Source organism: Nonomuraea sp. NPDC001699 (assembly GCF_053596455.1).
The window spans coordinates 225071-238107 of the sequence record NZ_JBSFGF010000013.1 but is presented as its reverse complement, the minus strand read 5'-3'; the positions used below and the strand labels follow the sequence as shown (position 1 = coordinate 238107).

The window sequence follows — 13037 nt, the reverse complement described above, 5'->3', positions numbered from 1 at the left end:
ATGCGCATCGTGATCGCCGAGGACGCCGTGATGCTCCGGGAGGGCCTGTGCATGCTGCTCACCTCCCGCGACCACGAGGTGGCGGCCGCCGTGGGCGATGGCGACGCGCTCCTGGCCGCCGTGGCGGAACACGGTCCCGACATCGCCGTAGTCGACGTACGCATGCCGCCCTCCCACACCGACGAGGGCCTGCGCGCCGCGATCCGGCTCCGCCGTGATCACCCGAACGTGGGCGTGCTGGTGTTCTCCCAGTACATCGAGACGCGCTACGCGGCCCAGTTGCTCGCCGGCGGCGCCCATGGCGTGGGATACCTCCTGAAGGAGCGCGTCGCCGACGTCAAGGACTTCCTGGCCGCGCTCGACCGGATCGCGGCCGGACAGACCGTCCTCGACCCCGAGGTCGTCACCCAGATCATGGGCGCCAGCCGCCGCACGGAAACCCTGGGCACGCTCACCCCGAGGGAGCGCGAGGTGCTGGCCATGATGGCGGAGGGCCGTTCCAACAACGCCATCGCCGCCGACCTGTTCCTGTCGTACGGCTCGGTGGAGAAGCACGTGACGCAGATCTTCACCAAGCTCGGCCTGTCCCCCTCGGACAACGACCACCGCCGGGTACTCGCCGTCCTGCACTACCTGCAGGCCTGAACTCCTGCCTGGGCACGGCGTCGGCAGGTTCGCCGTCCGCCGGCTCCTCCCCCTCGGGATGGACCAGCTCAGTCCGGGCACGTGGACCGACTGTCACTTGCTGGGCAGTGGGACGCTAGGCCCTGGGATACAGGGTGGAGACGCTGCTGTCGGGGTCGTAGGAGTCGGAGAGTTCGATCGTCGACGGTTCCAGGTCGTGGACCGCGTGTTTGCATTCGATCTGGAAGGCGATCTCGGTGGGGGTGCTACCGACCTCCCTGAGGTAGAGGTCCAGTCGCTGGTTCAACTGATCTGTTTCATCTATGTCGTACAAGGTGACGAGGCCCCCTGCGACGAGGGCGTCGAGCGAGTCCGTGACGGGCGTGAATCCGGAAAGTATCTCGCACTCGATCATCGCCAGATCCGTGGACGGCTGCGACGAGTTGAGGAGGCGGGCAGTGATGTGCAGGGTCACTCTTTCCCCCTTCTCTGCCGTGTCATCCCCCTTGGGCAAATGCCAGGGCTTGCCGTCCTGGTCAAGACATTTGGCCTGGACGCTGAACCCCTGAATCGTCTGAGTCATTGAAGCCTCGTCACTTCCTGTGGTTGTTGACATTCCCGAAGGCCGCCGCGTTCGGGCCCCGGCGTCAATCGGCGATCGACAGTCTCGGATCGACCAGGCGCTCGTTGCGCGGATGGTGAACGTGGAAGTCCGGCATCGGCACCGCGGGCGTCTGGCCGAACACGCCGGCCATGTACTCGACCAGTCCTCTGCATCTCTCGGGGTCGAACACTTCCTGGTCGGTCTCCTCGACGGTGCCCCCGATGACGACGTGGTCATGGCGCGGGAACAGGTATCCGTTCTGCCCGTACAGGTATTCCAGGTTCATCTGCGGCCGCAACATCGCGAGCTGTCCTCTGTACGAGATCATGTCGTTGTCGTTCCACAAGTCCTTCGCGCCGAGCCCGGTGCAGTTGACGACGACCTTCTGCGTCAGGGACGTGAGCACGTCCGTGCTGTTGATGAATCTCCGGCTCACGAACGTGACGCCGCGCGCCCTCAGGTCACGTTCCAGCCGGGGAATGAAGATCGGCGGTTCGACGAGCAACGTCCGGTACCTGTATCCGGAGGTGTTGTGCCCTTCGAACGGCAGGCGCGGGAGATATTCGCGCGGCGGCAGCAGTCCCGGCACGAGATCGTGCACCACGTCGATGCCCGAGGTGGGGCCGACGCTGTAGTTGTCGACCTCGGAGACGCCGAAGCCCTTGCCGATGCCGGCCTTGAACATGGTGTAGGCGGTCCTGAGGATGGACTGGAACTCCTGCACCTTGGCGAAGTCCTTGGAATACTCCAGGATCGACGCCGCCCATTGGCCGCCGGCCTTGTACGACGTGGTCTCGACAGGCGTGCGGTCGGAATAGATCGTGACGTTCAGTCCGAGGTCGAGCAGCAGCGTCGCGGCGGTCATTCCCATGACGCCTGCGCCGATCACCGCGATCTCCCTTTCGACGATCCCGGTCTCGGCCTGGCGTTTGAGCACCATGTCCCGCACCTTGGCGGCGCAGCCCCAGCTCAGCGTGATGCCTCCACCGCCGTGGCCGTAGTTGTGAATGACGAACTTGTCGCCCAGCACCTCTTTGTCGAGCCGATAGGACTTCTTGCGGTACGGCCTCAGACCCGCGACGCACGCACCCGGTTGATGAGGATCGAAGGTGAAGTCCGGAGTGGGCAAATGGGAAAGGGTGCTCACTCCACGCTCGTCCAGCAGCATGTCCGGCTCCGGTGATCAGACGCTTGGCCATCGGTACGCATACCCGCGCGGCAGTCCGGCTCTTCCCCCGATCCCAACGCTTGACCGGCCTCTGGACGACTGTTTCCCCAGGCGGCGACGACGTCCGGCCGTGCCGCACATGGACGCCTTGACCTGCGAAAACACCCGTCCTGAGTAAGGTCAAGCCACGTTCGCCCGGCCGGCTGCGCGGGTAGGCGTCCCAAGCGGCCGGACGATCCGCGCCTGTCCCTTCCGACCGATCTGCCGTACGGCGGGCATGCCCAGGAGCGTCATCGTGCCCTTCACCGTTGCCGACTACATCCTTGAGCGGCTGAGCCAGCAACAGGTCGACACCCTGTTCGGTGTGCCCGCCGCCTACGGCGCCCCGCTGTTCGACGCGGTGGGCGCCCACCACATCACGCCGGTCGTGACCGCCACCGACCTCGAAGCGGGCTACGCGGCCGACGGTTACGCGCGTACGAAGGGCCTCGGCGCCGCCGCGGTGGCCAACGGCGTCGGCATGCTCAGCATGATCAACGCCATCGCCGGCGCGTTCGTCGAGCGCAGCCCGGTCGTCGTCGTGAACGGCGGCCCGAGCGCCGCGAACCTGGCCAACCTGAAGAACTTGGACGTCCTGTTCTCGCACTCGACCGGCCAGCCCGACGGAGACCTCAACGCCTACCGGCTGGTCACCGCGAGCGCCGCCCGCGCCGGGCAGGCCGCCGACGTGCCCGCCCTGGTCGACACCGCGATCTCGACGGCGGTCAGGAAGAAGCGGCCGGTCTACATCGAGATCGATCGGACCATCTGGACGGCGGCCTGTTCGCCCCCTTCCGGGGCGTTGCCCGTCACCAATCCGGCGGCGGGCACCGAGCAGCAGCTCGCCGCCACGATCGTGGGGCTCGTTCGCGCCGCCACGAAACCTGTGCTCCTGCTGGGCACCGAGGTCCAGCGTTACGGACTGGCCGACAAGGTCGCCGCCCTGATCACCAAGCTCGGTGTCCGCTGGTCGGCCCAGGTGCTGGCCAAGTCGGTGCTGTCCGAGCAGGACGCCGGCTGGGTCGGAGTCTTCGCCCCGCCGAACTGCCAGCCCCCCGAGGTCCGGAACGCGGACCTGATCGTGATGCTCGGCTGCGTCTTCCCCAGCAGCTACGCCACGTTCATCCGCGACAACACCGGCCACATCGTCACCGCCTACGACGGCAAGGTGAAGATCAAGAACGGGAGCAAGCAGAACGCCGACATCACCGCCCTGGTGACCGCCCTCGTGGCGGAGGCGGCGAAGGAGGCGCCGGTCCCCGTCCCCGCGGCCGTCGACCCGTCCCCGCCCGTCGCCACCGGCCCGCTGACCTATGCCCAGGTGTTCGACCGCGTCGGTGCCGCCCTGGACGCCTCATGGCTGGCGATGCCCGACACCTTCCTCGGCGGCGCCTCGGCGGCGAGCCTGCCGGTCAAGGGCCGCGACGGGTTCCTGACCAGCGCCGTGTGGGCCTCCATCGGCCATTCCGTGGCCGCCGCCGTCGGCGCGTCCTTCGGGTCGAGCAGGCGTCCCCTGATCATCTGCGGTGACGGGGGCTTCCACATGACCGCCCAGGCACTGTCCACGTTCGTACGCTACGACCGCGACCCCGTCGTGGTGATCATCGACAACGGCATCTATGGCCTGGAGCAGTACCTCATCGACTCGGACTTCTTCACCGACCCGAACGTGACGCCGAAGCCCTACGTCCTGCTCAACCCATGGGACTTCGTCACGTTCGCCAAGTCCCTCGGCGTTCAGGCCACGTACTCCGTGGACACCGCGGCAGAGCTCGACCAGGCCCTCGCCGCGGTGAAGACGTCGTCCGGCGCTCCGGCGCTGATCGTCGCGAAGGTCAACTCACGCGGCCTGCCCGCAGTGCTGCCCTGAAGCACCGCTCCCCCCACGATTGTCGGGGCCGCCTGCCACACTCACCGTGATCGCGGAGGAGGAGAGCGATGCGCAGGATCATGCCCGCGGACTACGCGTGGGAGAACGACTGGTATGAGATCTACACCGTCACCTTCGTCCACGGCCTGGACGAGCGCGAGACGCTCCGGCGGTTCGGCGTCGCCGACGCCAACATCCATGTCGTGGACGATGACGAGGTCGGCGAGCGCACGGCGGTGAACGAGGGCTGCTGCGACATGGTGCTGGTGACCCGGGCCGGCGACTGGATCATCGCCTTCGAGTACGACGGCTGGGCGGGAACCCGTCCGGCGACACTGCGCGAGCTGACCCGCGACGGAGGTGAGGCCGTCTCCGTCATGCGCCACGACCACGCGGCATCGCACGACTTCCAGCACGCCGCGGACGGACGGATTCGGACCGCCTTCCGCCCGCAGACACCCCAGGAGCGCTGGGGCAGCCATCCCGACGCGCTGAACGAGGACCTGCGCGAGCTGGGCCTGGAACCCGCGCCGGCTGACGAGTTCCAGTACCTGTCCGGCTCCGTTCCCGCGGCCCTCGCCCTGGCAAGTCGTATCACCGGAGTGTTGTTCACCCCCGCGTTACTGGACGGGTCACTCCTGGGCGGCGTCATCACCGACCCACCGCCGAACGACCCTCCGCGAGGCGACCCCCTCGCCCGGCACGCTCTGCGGGCCTGCAACCGGAAGCTCGCCGAGGCCATCGACCTTGCCTCTCCCGACCTCCAGCGGCGGGCCGCGGTCGCCGAGGCCCGCCGCCAGTGCGAGCTGGCCGGCGTGGCCGACCAGCCGGTGCTCGCCGCCGCGCTGGCTGCGGCCGAGCGGGGCGAAACGGGGCCGATCGGGCGCGACTCCCCGCTCGCCGAGTTCATCCGCGGTTACGAGTCGGAGCTGACCGGCCACCCGATCGACGAGGCCACCGGCGAGTGGATGACCGGCCCATCCGCGTTACCGCACGCCTCGACGGCCGAGCGGCGCAACATCTTCTCCTTCGACAACAAGACCGGCATGCCGACCTGCCCGAGCTGCCGGTGGCATCACCGTCCGGGCGAAGCGGAGCGGGAGGCGATCCGGCCGCGCTGGCAGGCGGCGATGTCGGTACGCCATACCCTCTCCCCCGACGCCAGGGGGGCCGCGTACGGCACCCACTTCCCCCTGGTCTACGGCGGTCAGCCCCTGGCCGACCGCGACCACGCGACGGCCGTCGCCACGACGCTGCGGGCCGCCTCGACGTAGCGCCGACCAGAGGACGTGTGGCAGACGTCGTAGCCCGAGGTTGTCACGTTACGTGAGCTGACGCCGCTCGGCGACGTCCCGGCCGGTCGTGGTGGCGGGGACGCCAGCCGCGACGTTGACGCTTTGGGTGTCCAGTACGACCACGGTTCGTCCCTGGTAGCGGATCGCGTCGACGATCTCCCGCAGCGCACAGTCACAAATAGCTCACGTAGGCACTCTCAGGGACTCGAGGGCGGCCAGGACGAGGTCGAGGCCGAAGGTGAACTCCTCCGCCGGGTCGTAGCCGGCAGCGGCGAGCACCGCGGCGGACTCGTTGAGGTAGGGGAACTCGTCAGGAGGGAGCTGGGGCAGGTAGACGTCCTCGGCCATGTCCGCGAACTCATCGGCGGTGTCGAACGGCAGGCTGGCTTCCTGCAGGGCGAAACCGTAGACATAGCTGTCGAGCAACCAGTTGGCGTGCGTCGCCATCAAGACCGGGAAGCCGGCCCTCCGCAGGCAGGCGGTGACCGCTTCGCGGTGGCGGAGGTTCGCGGGCCCCGGCGATGTCCGCGACTCCATCAGGCCGATCGCCCACGGGTGGCGGGCGAGAACCTGTCGGGTGGATACCGCCCGACATCGCATCGCGGACTGCCAGTCGGTCTCTTCGGACGGGAGCTCGATCTCCTCGAACACGACGTCGATCATGGCGTCCAGCAACTCTTCCTTGTTCGCCACGTAGTAGTAGAGCGACATCGCGCCCGCGCCGAGCGCGCCGGCCAGCCGGCGCATGCTCAGCCCGTCGACCCCCTCGCGGTCGGCGAGCCGGACCGCCTCGACCACCACCCGTTGCCTGCTCAGCGCCCCCTCTGACGCCACCGGGCGTTGTTCCCTGGCAGACACGGGTCTCCTCTCGCTCGCTCGAACGGCTTGACAATCGTCCAGCGCACGGTCATGGTACAGCGTACTACTTGTAGTACAGCGTACGATGTACGGTGTACGAACCAGCCAGGGTCGTCGCTCGGACGTGAGGGGGCTTCTGTGGGAATCGATCGGCGATCGAGCGCCGGAGCACGCCTGGCGCCGGCGGCGAGTCCGGCCGGGGCGACGACGATGCGGGCCGCCGGCCAGCGCCGTTACGGCCTGCCCTCAGCGATCGAGTCGTCCGAGGTCCGGGCTACCACTGCCCGGTCGAGGCGATGTGCTCGTCCAGGTGGGCGCGGCCTCGGTACATCCCCGCCGCCAGTCCGGCGGAGGGACCGCTCCTCTCGGAAGAAGAACCGATGACCACCCGAACGAAAGCCCCGACCCTGCTCGACAACCGGCCGGTCCCCGTGCACGCCAAGCTCGCCGCCGCATGGACCAGCTTCATGTTCCTCTACATCTACGTCGACTACTTCCACCTCCACAAGCCCGGCGTCATCGACAACCTCCGTGCCGGCGTCATCTTCGAGTTCGACACCAGCCCGACGTTGTTGACCATGATGCTCGCGTCCGTGGCGATCCCGGCCCTGATGGTGATGCTCTCCATGACGCTGCCCGCCCGGGTGAACCGCGCCACGAACCTCGTCGTCGCATCGCTCTACATCCCCTACTCGGTGTTCAACGCGGTTGGGGAGTCCTGGGACTGGGCCCCCTTCTACGGCCTCTCCATCGGAATCGAGGTGCTGCTCCTGGCCTTCATCCTGCGCTCCGCCTGGACCTGGCCTCGAACCACCGCCGTCCCAGCCGGTCCCGCGACGAGCGACCTTCGACAGTAGGCGTCCGTCAGAGGCCATCGATCAGGCGTCGTAGTGCCGCGTGAGCGGGTGGGCCCCAGGTGGGCTTGCCGCCCCGGCGGCCGCGGACGCCGGCTTCGCCGATGAGAAGGCCGCCGAAGTCGATCACGCCGCAGATGGTGCCGTCCGCGGTGAGGACGTTGGCCGGATGCAGGTCGCCGTGGAGCCAGAGCGCCGGGCCTGCCCAGTCGGGCGCGGCGACGGCGTCGTCCCAGACGGCGGACGGCGTCCGGGTCTGGGACGAGCCCCATCTCGGTGGCCTCGGCGAGCTGATCGGCGAACTCGGCGGAGCGGCCGGCCAGCGGCGCCCCGCGGCCGAAGCGGCCGGCGGGCGCGTCGCCGGGTGCGGGCCGGTGCAGCGCCGACAGGAAGGCGGCCAGGGCGTCGGCGGCCGCCGCGGCGCGCGTGACGGGGGCGCGGTCGGCGGGCTCGCCCGGCACCCAGGTGGTGACGATCCAGGGACGCGGAAACCGCGGCGACGGCTCCCCGAGGCGCTGGGGGACGGGAACCGGCAGCGGGAGCCGCGGGGCGAGGCCGGGCAGCCAGGCATGCTCCTTGCGGAGCAGCGCGTCCGCGTCCCGCGTCGCCCAGGGCAACCGGACGGCGAGGTCGTCGCCGAGCCGCCAGAGCTGGTTGTCCCAGCCCCGCGCGCCGAGCCGCACCGGGGAACCGGCCAGGTCGGGATGCTGGTCACGCAGCAGCTCCCGCACCAGCTCCGCGCTGATCTCGACCTCATGGTGCGTCATGCGGAGCAACCCTAGCCGGACGAGCCGCCGCGGCGCGCCGGCCTCCCGGTGCGCCGACGGGCACCGCGGACCTCGCACCGGACCGCCCGTTTCCCCCTCGATTCACGAGCGTACGGCGGCGCTCAGGGGCGGGGACGAGCTCACGCGACCAGGCGCAACCAGGCCGCCGCGAGTGCGGCGTGACCGGCCGGCGTCGGGTGCACGCCGTCCGCGGCCCAGTACTCCGGTCCGGTCGTGGCGGCGAGCCCGGCGAACATGCCGTCCGCGGTGAGCAGGTGCGCGCCGTACTCGCGGGCGAGCTCGCGCACCGCCTGGATCTTCGGGTCCAGGTCGGCGCGCCACGCCTTCCTCCCCTCTTCGCCGACCTGTGTGTCGACGACCTGGACGAGGCCGCGGATCGGCAGGAGGAAGGGCTCGATGAGGATCAGGCCGACGCCGGCCTCGGCGAGGGGCGCGAGCAGGCGGTCGTAGCCTGCCGCGTAGTCCTCGGCGGGGATCACGTGGCCGTCCGGGTCGTAGGTGTGCCGGCCCATGTCGTTGGCGCCGACGAGGTTTCGCCGGTGACCACGTGCGGACGCTGGTCGGCAGCGCACGGGCCTCGCTCTGCCTGGAGACGGGCGACCTGGCCGGCGCGGAGAAGGCGCTGGAGAAGGCGTACGCGGCGGCGTCGGAGACCCGGGACCTGCCGATCCTGTCGCTGGTGGCGGTGAACGCCGCCGCGTACACCGAGGCGCGCGGACGGCACCACGAGTCGGCCGTCCTGCTCGGCGCCGCGTCCCGGCTGCGCGGCGCGCACGACCGCACCGATCGGCAGGTTCGCGAGCTCACCCGGCGAGGGCGGGCCGCGCTGGGCGAGGACGCCTTCGCCGCGGCGTACGGGAAGGGCTGGCACCTGGACGGGAGGACGGCCGCGATCGAAGCCGACCCGGCCCGCCTGGCCTGAACGGATCCCCGGCCCGAAAGGCGTACCCCTTTGAGGGGGGTCAGCCGCGAGGACGGCGGGCCAGGCGCTCGGTGTGAGCCGAGCGGGCCGCGGGGCGGTCCGCCGGGTGCGACGCCTCCTGGGCCAGGCCGTTGAGCGTGGCACGGACCACGCGCCCGGTCTGGAGCTCGACCGCGTGCGGGTCGTCGAAGTGGATCAGGCCGTCGGCCAGCAGCACGGCCAGCCCGTGCAGCGCGGCCCACACCACGAACTCCGCCCCCTCGCGGGCGGCCCCCGGCAGGCCGCCGGCGTCGGCGAGCCGGTCGAGCTCCGCGGTGAGGACGTCGTGCGGGTGGGGGGAGATGGCGGAGTCGGGGGCGGTGGCGGCGCCGCGCAGCACGAGCCGGGCGACGGCCGGGTCGTCGAGCGACCAGCTCACATAGCCGCGCCCCAGGGCGATCAGCCGCCGCTGCGGGTCGTCGGCCTGGCCGGGCGCTCGTTCGCAGCCGTGCCGCAGGCGCTCGCCGAGCCAGGCGAGCGTGCGCTCGGACAGGGCGCGCACCAGCGTGTCGCGGGAGGCGAAGTGGTGGTAGGCGGCGCTGGGGCTGACGCCGACGCGGGCCGAGGCCTCGCGCAGGGACCAGCCGTCGACGCCGCGCTCGCGTACGAGAGCCTCGGCGGCGTCCAGCAGCGCGCTGCGCAGGTCGCCGTGGTGGTATCGCCCTTTCGCCATCGCCCGATCTTAACACTGATCAGATCTCTGCTACGCTCGCCAGCATCTCAACACTGTTCAGATTGGAGCCGGATCATGTGCCCCGCCGATGTGACGCCGAACGCGTCCCCCGACCTGAGCGACCTTCCCGACGTCCAGACCAGCCCGCCGCCGATCGTGCGCGGCGAGCCCGTCGAGGTGTCCGACGGCGTGTACGTCATCCCCGACAACCGCGTCGAGCTCGTCCCGAACGTCGGCATCGTCGTGGGCGAGCACTCCGCGCTGGTCATCGACACCGGCATGGGCCGCCGCAACGGCGCCCACGTCCTGGAGCAGGCCCGGCGCCTGGCGGGCGACCGGCGCCTGTACCTGACCGTCACGCACTTCCACCCCGAGCACGGGTTCGGGGCGCAGGCGTTCAAGGGGGCCGCGACGATCGTCTACAACGCCTCCCAGCGTGCGGAACTGCACCGCAAGGGCGCCGGCTACGTCGAGATGTTCAAGGGTCTGAGCGCCGCCGCGGCGGCCGAGCTCGAAGGCGTGGAACTCGTCGATCCCGACCTGGTCTACGAAGGTCAGGCCGAGATCGACCTGGGTGGGCGCACGGCGACGCTGCTGGCGGTCGGGCCGGCGCACACGGGCTCCGACCAGGTCGTCGTCATCGACGACCGGGTGTTGTTCGGCGGCGACCTGGTGGAGACCCGCATCTTCCCGATCGCGCCGTACTTCCCGCCGTACGACGTGGACGTGGACGGCCCCGGATGGATCGGCGTGCTCGACGATCTGATCGCCCGCGACCCCGAGGTCGTCGTGCCCGGCCATGGGGAGGTGGCCGGCGTCTCCCTGATCCGCGACGTCCGCGACTACCTCGACTACGTGTACGCGGAGGCCGCACGCCTGCACGCGGCCGGACTCTCCGCCGACGAGACGGCCGCGAAGATCGACGAACAGGCCCGCGCCCGCTGGACCACCTGGGAACGCCCCGAGTGGATCACCCTGGCCGCCCGCGCCTTCTACGCGGGTATACACACGGCCTGAACGGCCGCGGCATCATTCGACCTGGCGGCTTCTCCGTCGGCACGCGGTCAGGAGGGATACGGGACATGCGGAAAGAGCGACGCCGGATCCACGAGTTGTCCATCGCGCGGGAGCAAGGTGAGCAGGACGCGCGGGTCATGTGGTTGTTGCCGTTCCAGCAGCGCACGCCGTACGAGGAGCCCCTCTTCGCGTGCTCCACGTCGCAGAGAGCGGTGGACCCGCACGCCCCCGTCGCCCTTTACGAGAGCCAGGAAGTCCATCTGACGGAACGGGACCCCGCGAACGCTTCCGAGCACATCTCCATCTTCGACACGCGGTGGCAGGTGCCGTCCACGTTCGTGTGGCACTGCCGCCCGTCGCCGGAATGGTTCCCGCCGATTTTCGAGACGCGACAGTCGACATTGTGCGACCTGTACGTCGCCTCCGCCGAGAAGGTGGAACTCGGGTGGAACGCGGACCTGCTCCTGCGCGTGCCGGTGCGTCCCGGATCGGACGGCCCCGAACCGGCGCCCACCCTCCTCACACCGGAGTCGTCCCACCATCGACCGCTGCTGGTCGAGCGGTCGGGCGTCACCCATCTGGCGGCCGACCAGGGCGATCTCGACCGGTGGCAGGAAGCCGCCGTCGCATACCTCACCGAACTCAACGAGGTGGTCAGGCAGGTCAGCCACGCATGGTGCGACTACGGCCATCGCATCGCACTGTCGTCCCGGCGGACGCGGAGACGCTTCGAGCGATGGCGGTCGACGCTGATGGACGGGCATGACCGTTTGGCACGCGCCTCCGACCGGTACCGGCCGGTGCACGACGAGGTGCGCGCCCAGATCGAGGAGACGTCGAGAACGCATCTGCGGATGGGCGCGCAGTTCTCCCGGCTGTTCAGGTGGCAGCAGCGGGAAGCGTGGTATCTGACGCCCTCCGGACCGGAGGAGTTCCGCATCGCACGAACGGACGAGGCGGGTCCCGCCCCGGCCGGCCGACCGGTGAGCCTTCAGCACGTCATCGAAGCGGCGAAGGAGAAACGTCGCGACCTGCACCGGGTGGACTGGCATCCGGACTCGGTCCACGCCGCCGACGGGGAGCTGGCGGCCATCACCGCGCGGCTGCCGCCTTCCGGCACGACCCCCCGGGGGCTGCCGATGGCCCCTGCGCCTTCTCCGTCGCTCTTCGCCCTGGTCGACGACTGGTTCAGGCTTGACGTCAAGGACCTGAGCGACCTCGCCGAACTCGAACGGGACCGCGCGCGACACGCCGAATGGGAGGAGGAGCGGGCCAGGTCGGCCCCGCAGCGTTCCTCCTCGACGTCCTCGGGCGGCAGCTACCCGACTTACCCGGGCGGCGGCGACTTCGGCGGGTTCGGGGGATTCACCGTTCATTCCTGACGTCGCGCCGTCCACCAGGGTCGACCTCCGTGGAGCCGCGCCGGAGCGGGTCGCGCGGGGCTACTGCACGGTGAGGACCAGTTTCCCCCTGGTGTGGCCGGTCTCGCCGAGTGCGTGGGCCTTCGCCGCGTCCGCCAGTTCGAAGGTGCCGGCGATCTCCGCGCGCAACCGGCCGTCGGCCACGAGCCGGGCGATGGCCAGCATCCCGGCGTGGTCGTCCTGCACCAGCATGACCTCCGCCCGCACGCCGAGGCGGGCCGCTTCCCGGGCGAGCGCCCGGGTGCCGTCGTCGAGGCGCAGGGAGACCAGGAGACCGCCCGCGCGCAGGCTGCGCAGAGAGGCATGGCGTGATCGCTGCCCTGGGCGTCCAGGACGACGTCGGCGTCGCGGACGGCCTCGGCGAGGTCCGTGGTGCGGTAGTCGTGGACCTCGTCGGCGCCCAGGGCGCGCAGGAAGTCGTGGTTGGGGGCGCCGGCGGTGCCGATCACGTACGCCTCGCGGGCCTTGGCATCTGCACGGCGAGGTGGCCGACCCCGCCGGCGGCCGCGTGGATCAGCACCCGCCACCCGGCCTCGACGCGCGCGGTGTCCACGAGGGCCTGCCAGGCGGTGAGGGCGGCCAGCGGCAAGGCGCCGGCCTGCACGTGGTCGACGGCCGCAGGCTTGGGCGCGAAGGCGCGCGCGGGGCCGGTGACGTATTCGGCGTGCGAACCGGCTCCGTGCGGGTACGGCAGCATGCCGAACACCTCGTCACCCGGCTTGAAGAGGGTGACCCCGAGGCCGGTGGCCTCGACCACCCCGGAGACGTCCCAGCCGAGGACGAACGGCGGCTCGCCGAGCATGAGGCCGGGGACGGCGCGGTGTTTCCAGTCGGTCGGGTTGACGCCGGCGGCGCGTACCCGCAC

At 70.4% G+C, this 13037-nt stretch carries 12 protein-coding genes and 2 pseudogenes; 7 read left to right on the top strand and 7 right to left on the bottom strand.

The features are described from left to right. Positions 1-645, top strand: coding sequence for a LuxR C-terminal-related transcriptional regulator (locus ACWCSU_RS33670; protein ID WP_449940397.1), 645 nt, complete (start codon positions 1-3; stop codon positions 643-645). 115 nt (positions 646-760) lie between these two features. Here the strand turns inward: ACWCSU_RS33670 and ACWCSU_RS33665 are convergent, their stop codons facing one another. Together ACWCSU_RS33665 and ACWCSU_RS33660 are read right to left on the bottom strand one after the other, a co-directional pair. Next, positions 761-1207: a hypothetical protein gene (locus ACWCSU_RS33665; RefSeq protein ID WP_449940394.1), complete on the bottom strand. Its 447-nt coding sequence runs from the start codon at positions 1205-1207 to the stop codon at positions 761-763. A gap of 64 nt (positions 1208-1271) precedes the next feature. After that, positions 1272-2396, bottom strand: a complete 1125-nt coding sequence (locus tag ACWCSU_RS33660; protein WP_357701996.1) for an NAD(P)/FAD-dependent oxidoreductase — start codon at positions 2394-2396, stop codon at positions 1272-1274. Positions 2397-2691: 295 nt separating this feature from the next. Between ACWCSU_RS33660 and ACWCSU_RS33655 the strand changes: the two genes are divergently transcribed. Both ACWCSU_RS33655 and ACWCSU_RS33650 read left to right on the top strand, forming a co-directional pair. Further along, entirely contained in the window at positions 2692-4305 is a 1614-nt protein-coding gene (locus ACWCSU_RS33655; protein ID WP_449940392.1) for a thiamine pyrophosphate-dependent enzyme, read from the top strand. Between the two features lie 68 nt (positions 4306-4373). Continuing rightward, the gene (locus ACWCSU_RS33650) at positions 4374-5579 is read left to right on the top strand and encodes a DUF6461 domain-containing protein (RefSeq protein ID WP_449940390.1); all 1206 of its coding nucleotides are present in this window, start codon (positions 4374-4376) and stop codon (positions 5577-5579) included. 204 nt (positions 5580-5783) lie between these two features. Here the strand turns inward: ACWCSU_RS33650 and ACWCSU_RS33645 are convergent, their stop codons facing one another. Next, on the bottom strand, positions 5784-6401 hold the full coding sequence (locus ACWCSU_RS33645; RefSeq protein WP_449940388.1) for a TetR/AcrR family transcriptional regulator C-terminal domain-containing protein: 618 nt from the start codon (positions 6399-6401) through the stop codon (positions 5784-5786). 437 nt (positions 6402-6838) lie between these two features. On the opposite strand from ACWCSU_RS33645, the gene ACWCSU_RS33640 reads away from it, so the two are divergent. Then, positions 6839-7315, top strand: a complete 477-nt coding sequence (locus tag ACWCSU_RS33640; RefSeq protein ID WP_449940385.1) for a DUF6326 family protein — start codon at positions 6839-6841, stop codon at positions 7313-7315. Between the two features lie 7 nt (positions 7316-7322). Here ACWCSU_RS33640 and ACWCSU_RS33635 read toward each other — a convergent pair. Both ACWCSU_RS33635 and ACWCSU_RS33630 read right to left on the bottom strand, forming a co-directional pair. Further along, positions 7323-7995, bottom strand: a pseudogene (locus ACWCSU_RS33635) (phosphotransferase). Between the two features lie 224 nt (positions 7996-8219). Then, complete coding sequence (locus ACWCSU_RS33630) at positions 8220-8672, bottom strand: GDSL-type esterase/lipase family protein (protein ID WP_449940383.1); 453 nt, start codon at positions 8670-8672, stop codon at positions 8220-8222. On the opposite strand from ACWCSU_RS33630, the gene ACWCSU_RS33625 reads away from it, so the two are divergent. Next, a complete protein-coding gene (locus ACWCSU_RS33625; protein ID WP_449940380.1) occupies positions 8648-9022 on the top strand; it encodes a hypothetical protein in 375 nt (124 codons plus the stop codon). The two genes, ACWCSU_RS33630 and ACWCSU_RS33625, sit on opposite strands and share 25 nt — an antisense overlap. Positions 9023-9062: 40 nt before the next feature. On the opposite strand, the gene ACWCSU_RS33620 is transcribed toward ACWCSU_RS33625, so the two are convergent. Beyond that, a complete protein-coding gene (locus tag ACWCSU_RS33620; RefSeq protein ID WP_449940378.1) occupies positions 9063-9734 on the bottom strand; it encodes a TetR/AcrR family transcriptional regulator in 672 nt (223 codons plus the stop codon). A gap of 75 nt (positions 9735-9809) precedes the next feature. Here ACWCSU_RS33620 and ACWCSU_RS33615 point away from each other — a divergent pair, with 75 nt between their 5' ends. Beyond that, positions 9810-10751, top strand: a complete 942-nt coding sequence (locus tag ACWCSU_RS33615) for an MBL fold metallo-hydrolase (protein WP_449940376.1) — start codon at positions 9810-9812, stop codon at positions 10749-10751. A gap of 65 nt (positions 10752-10816) precedes the next feature. Beyond that, positions 10817-12133, top strand: coding sequence for a hypothetical protein (locus ACWCSU_RS33610; RefSeq protein WP_449940373.1), 1317 nt, complete (start codon positions 10817-10819; stop codon positions 12131-12133). Positions 12134-12193: 60 nt separating this feature from the next. Here the strand turns inward: ACWCSU_RS33610 and ACWCSU_RS33605 are convergent. Further along, a pseudogene (locus ACWCSU_RS33605) lies at positions 12194-13037 on the bottom strand (NADP-dependent oxidoreductase).

What these genes read in the sequence shown, in the direction of transcription:
- ACWCSU_RS33670 (WP_449940397.1), top strand. Translation starts at nt 1, where the DNA reads ATGCGCATCGTGATCGCCGAGGACGCCGTGATGCTCCGGGAGGGCCTG.
- ACWCSU_RS33665 (WP_449940394.1), bottom strand. Translation starts at nt 1,207, where the DNA reads ATGACTCAGACGATTCAGGGGTTCAGCGTCCAGGCCAAATGTCTTGAC.
- ACWCSU_RS33660 (WP_357701996.1), bottom strand. Translation starts at nt 2,396, where the DNA reads ATGCTGCTGGACGAGCGTGGAGTGAGCACCCTTTCCCATTTGCCCACT.
- ACWCSU_RS33650 (WP_449940390.1), top strand. Translation starts at nt 4,374, where the DNA reads ATGCGCAGGATCATGCCCGCGGACTACGCGTGGGAGAACGACTGGTAT.
- ACWCSU_RS33640 (WP_449940385.1), top strand. Translation starts at nt 6,839, where the DNA reads ATGACCACCCGAACGAAAGCCCCGACCCTGCTCGACAACCGGCCGGTC.
- ACWCSU_RS33620 (WP_449940378.1), bottom strand. Translation starts at nt 9,734, where the DNA reads ATGGCGAAAGGGCGATACCACCACGGCGACCTGCGCAGCGCGCTGCTG.
- ACWCSU_RS33615 (WP_449940376.1), top strand. Translation starts at nt 9,810, where the DNA reads ATGTGCCCCGCCGATGTGACGCCGAACGCGTCCCCCGACCTGAGCGAC.
- ACWCSU_RS33610 (WP_449940373.1), top strand. Translation starts at nt 10,817, where the DNA reads ATGCGGAAAGAGCGACGCCGGATCCACGAGTTGTCCATCGCGCGGGAG.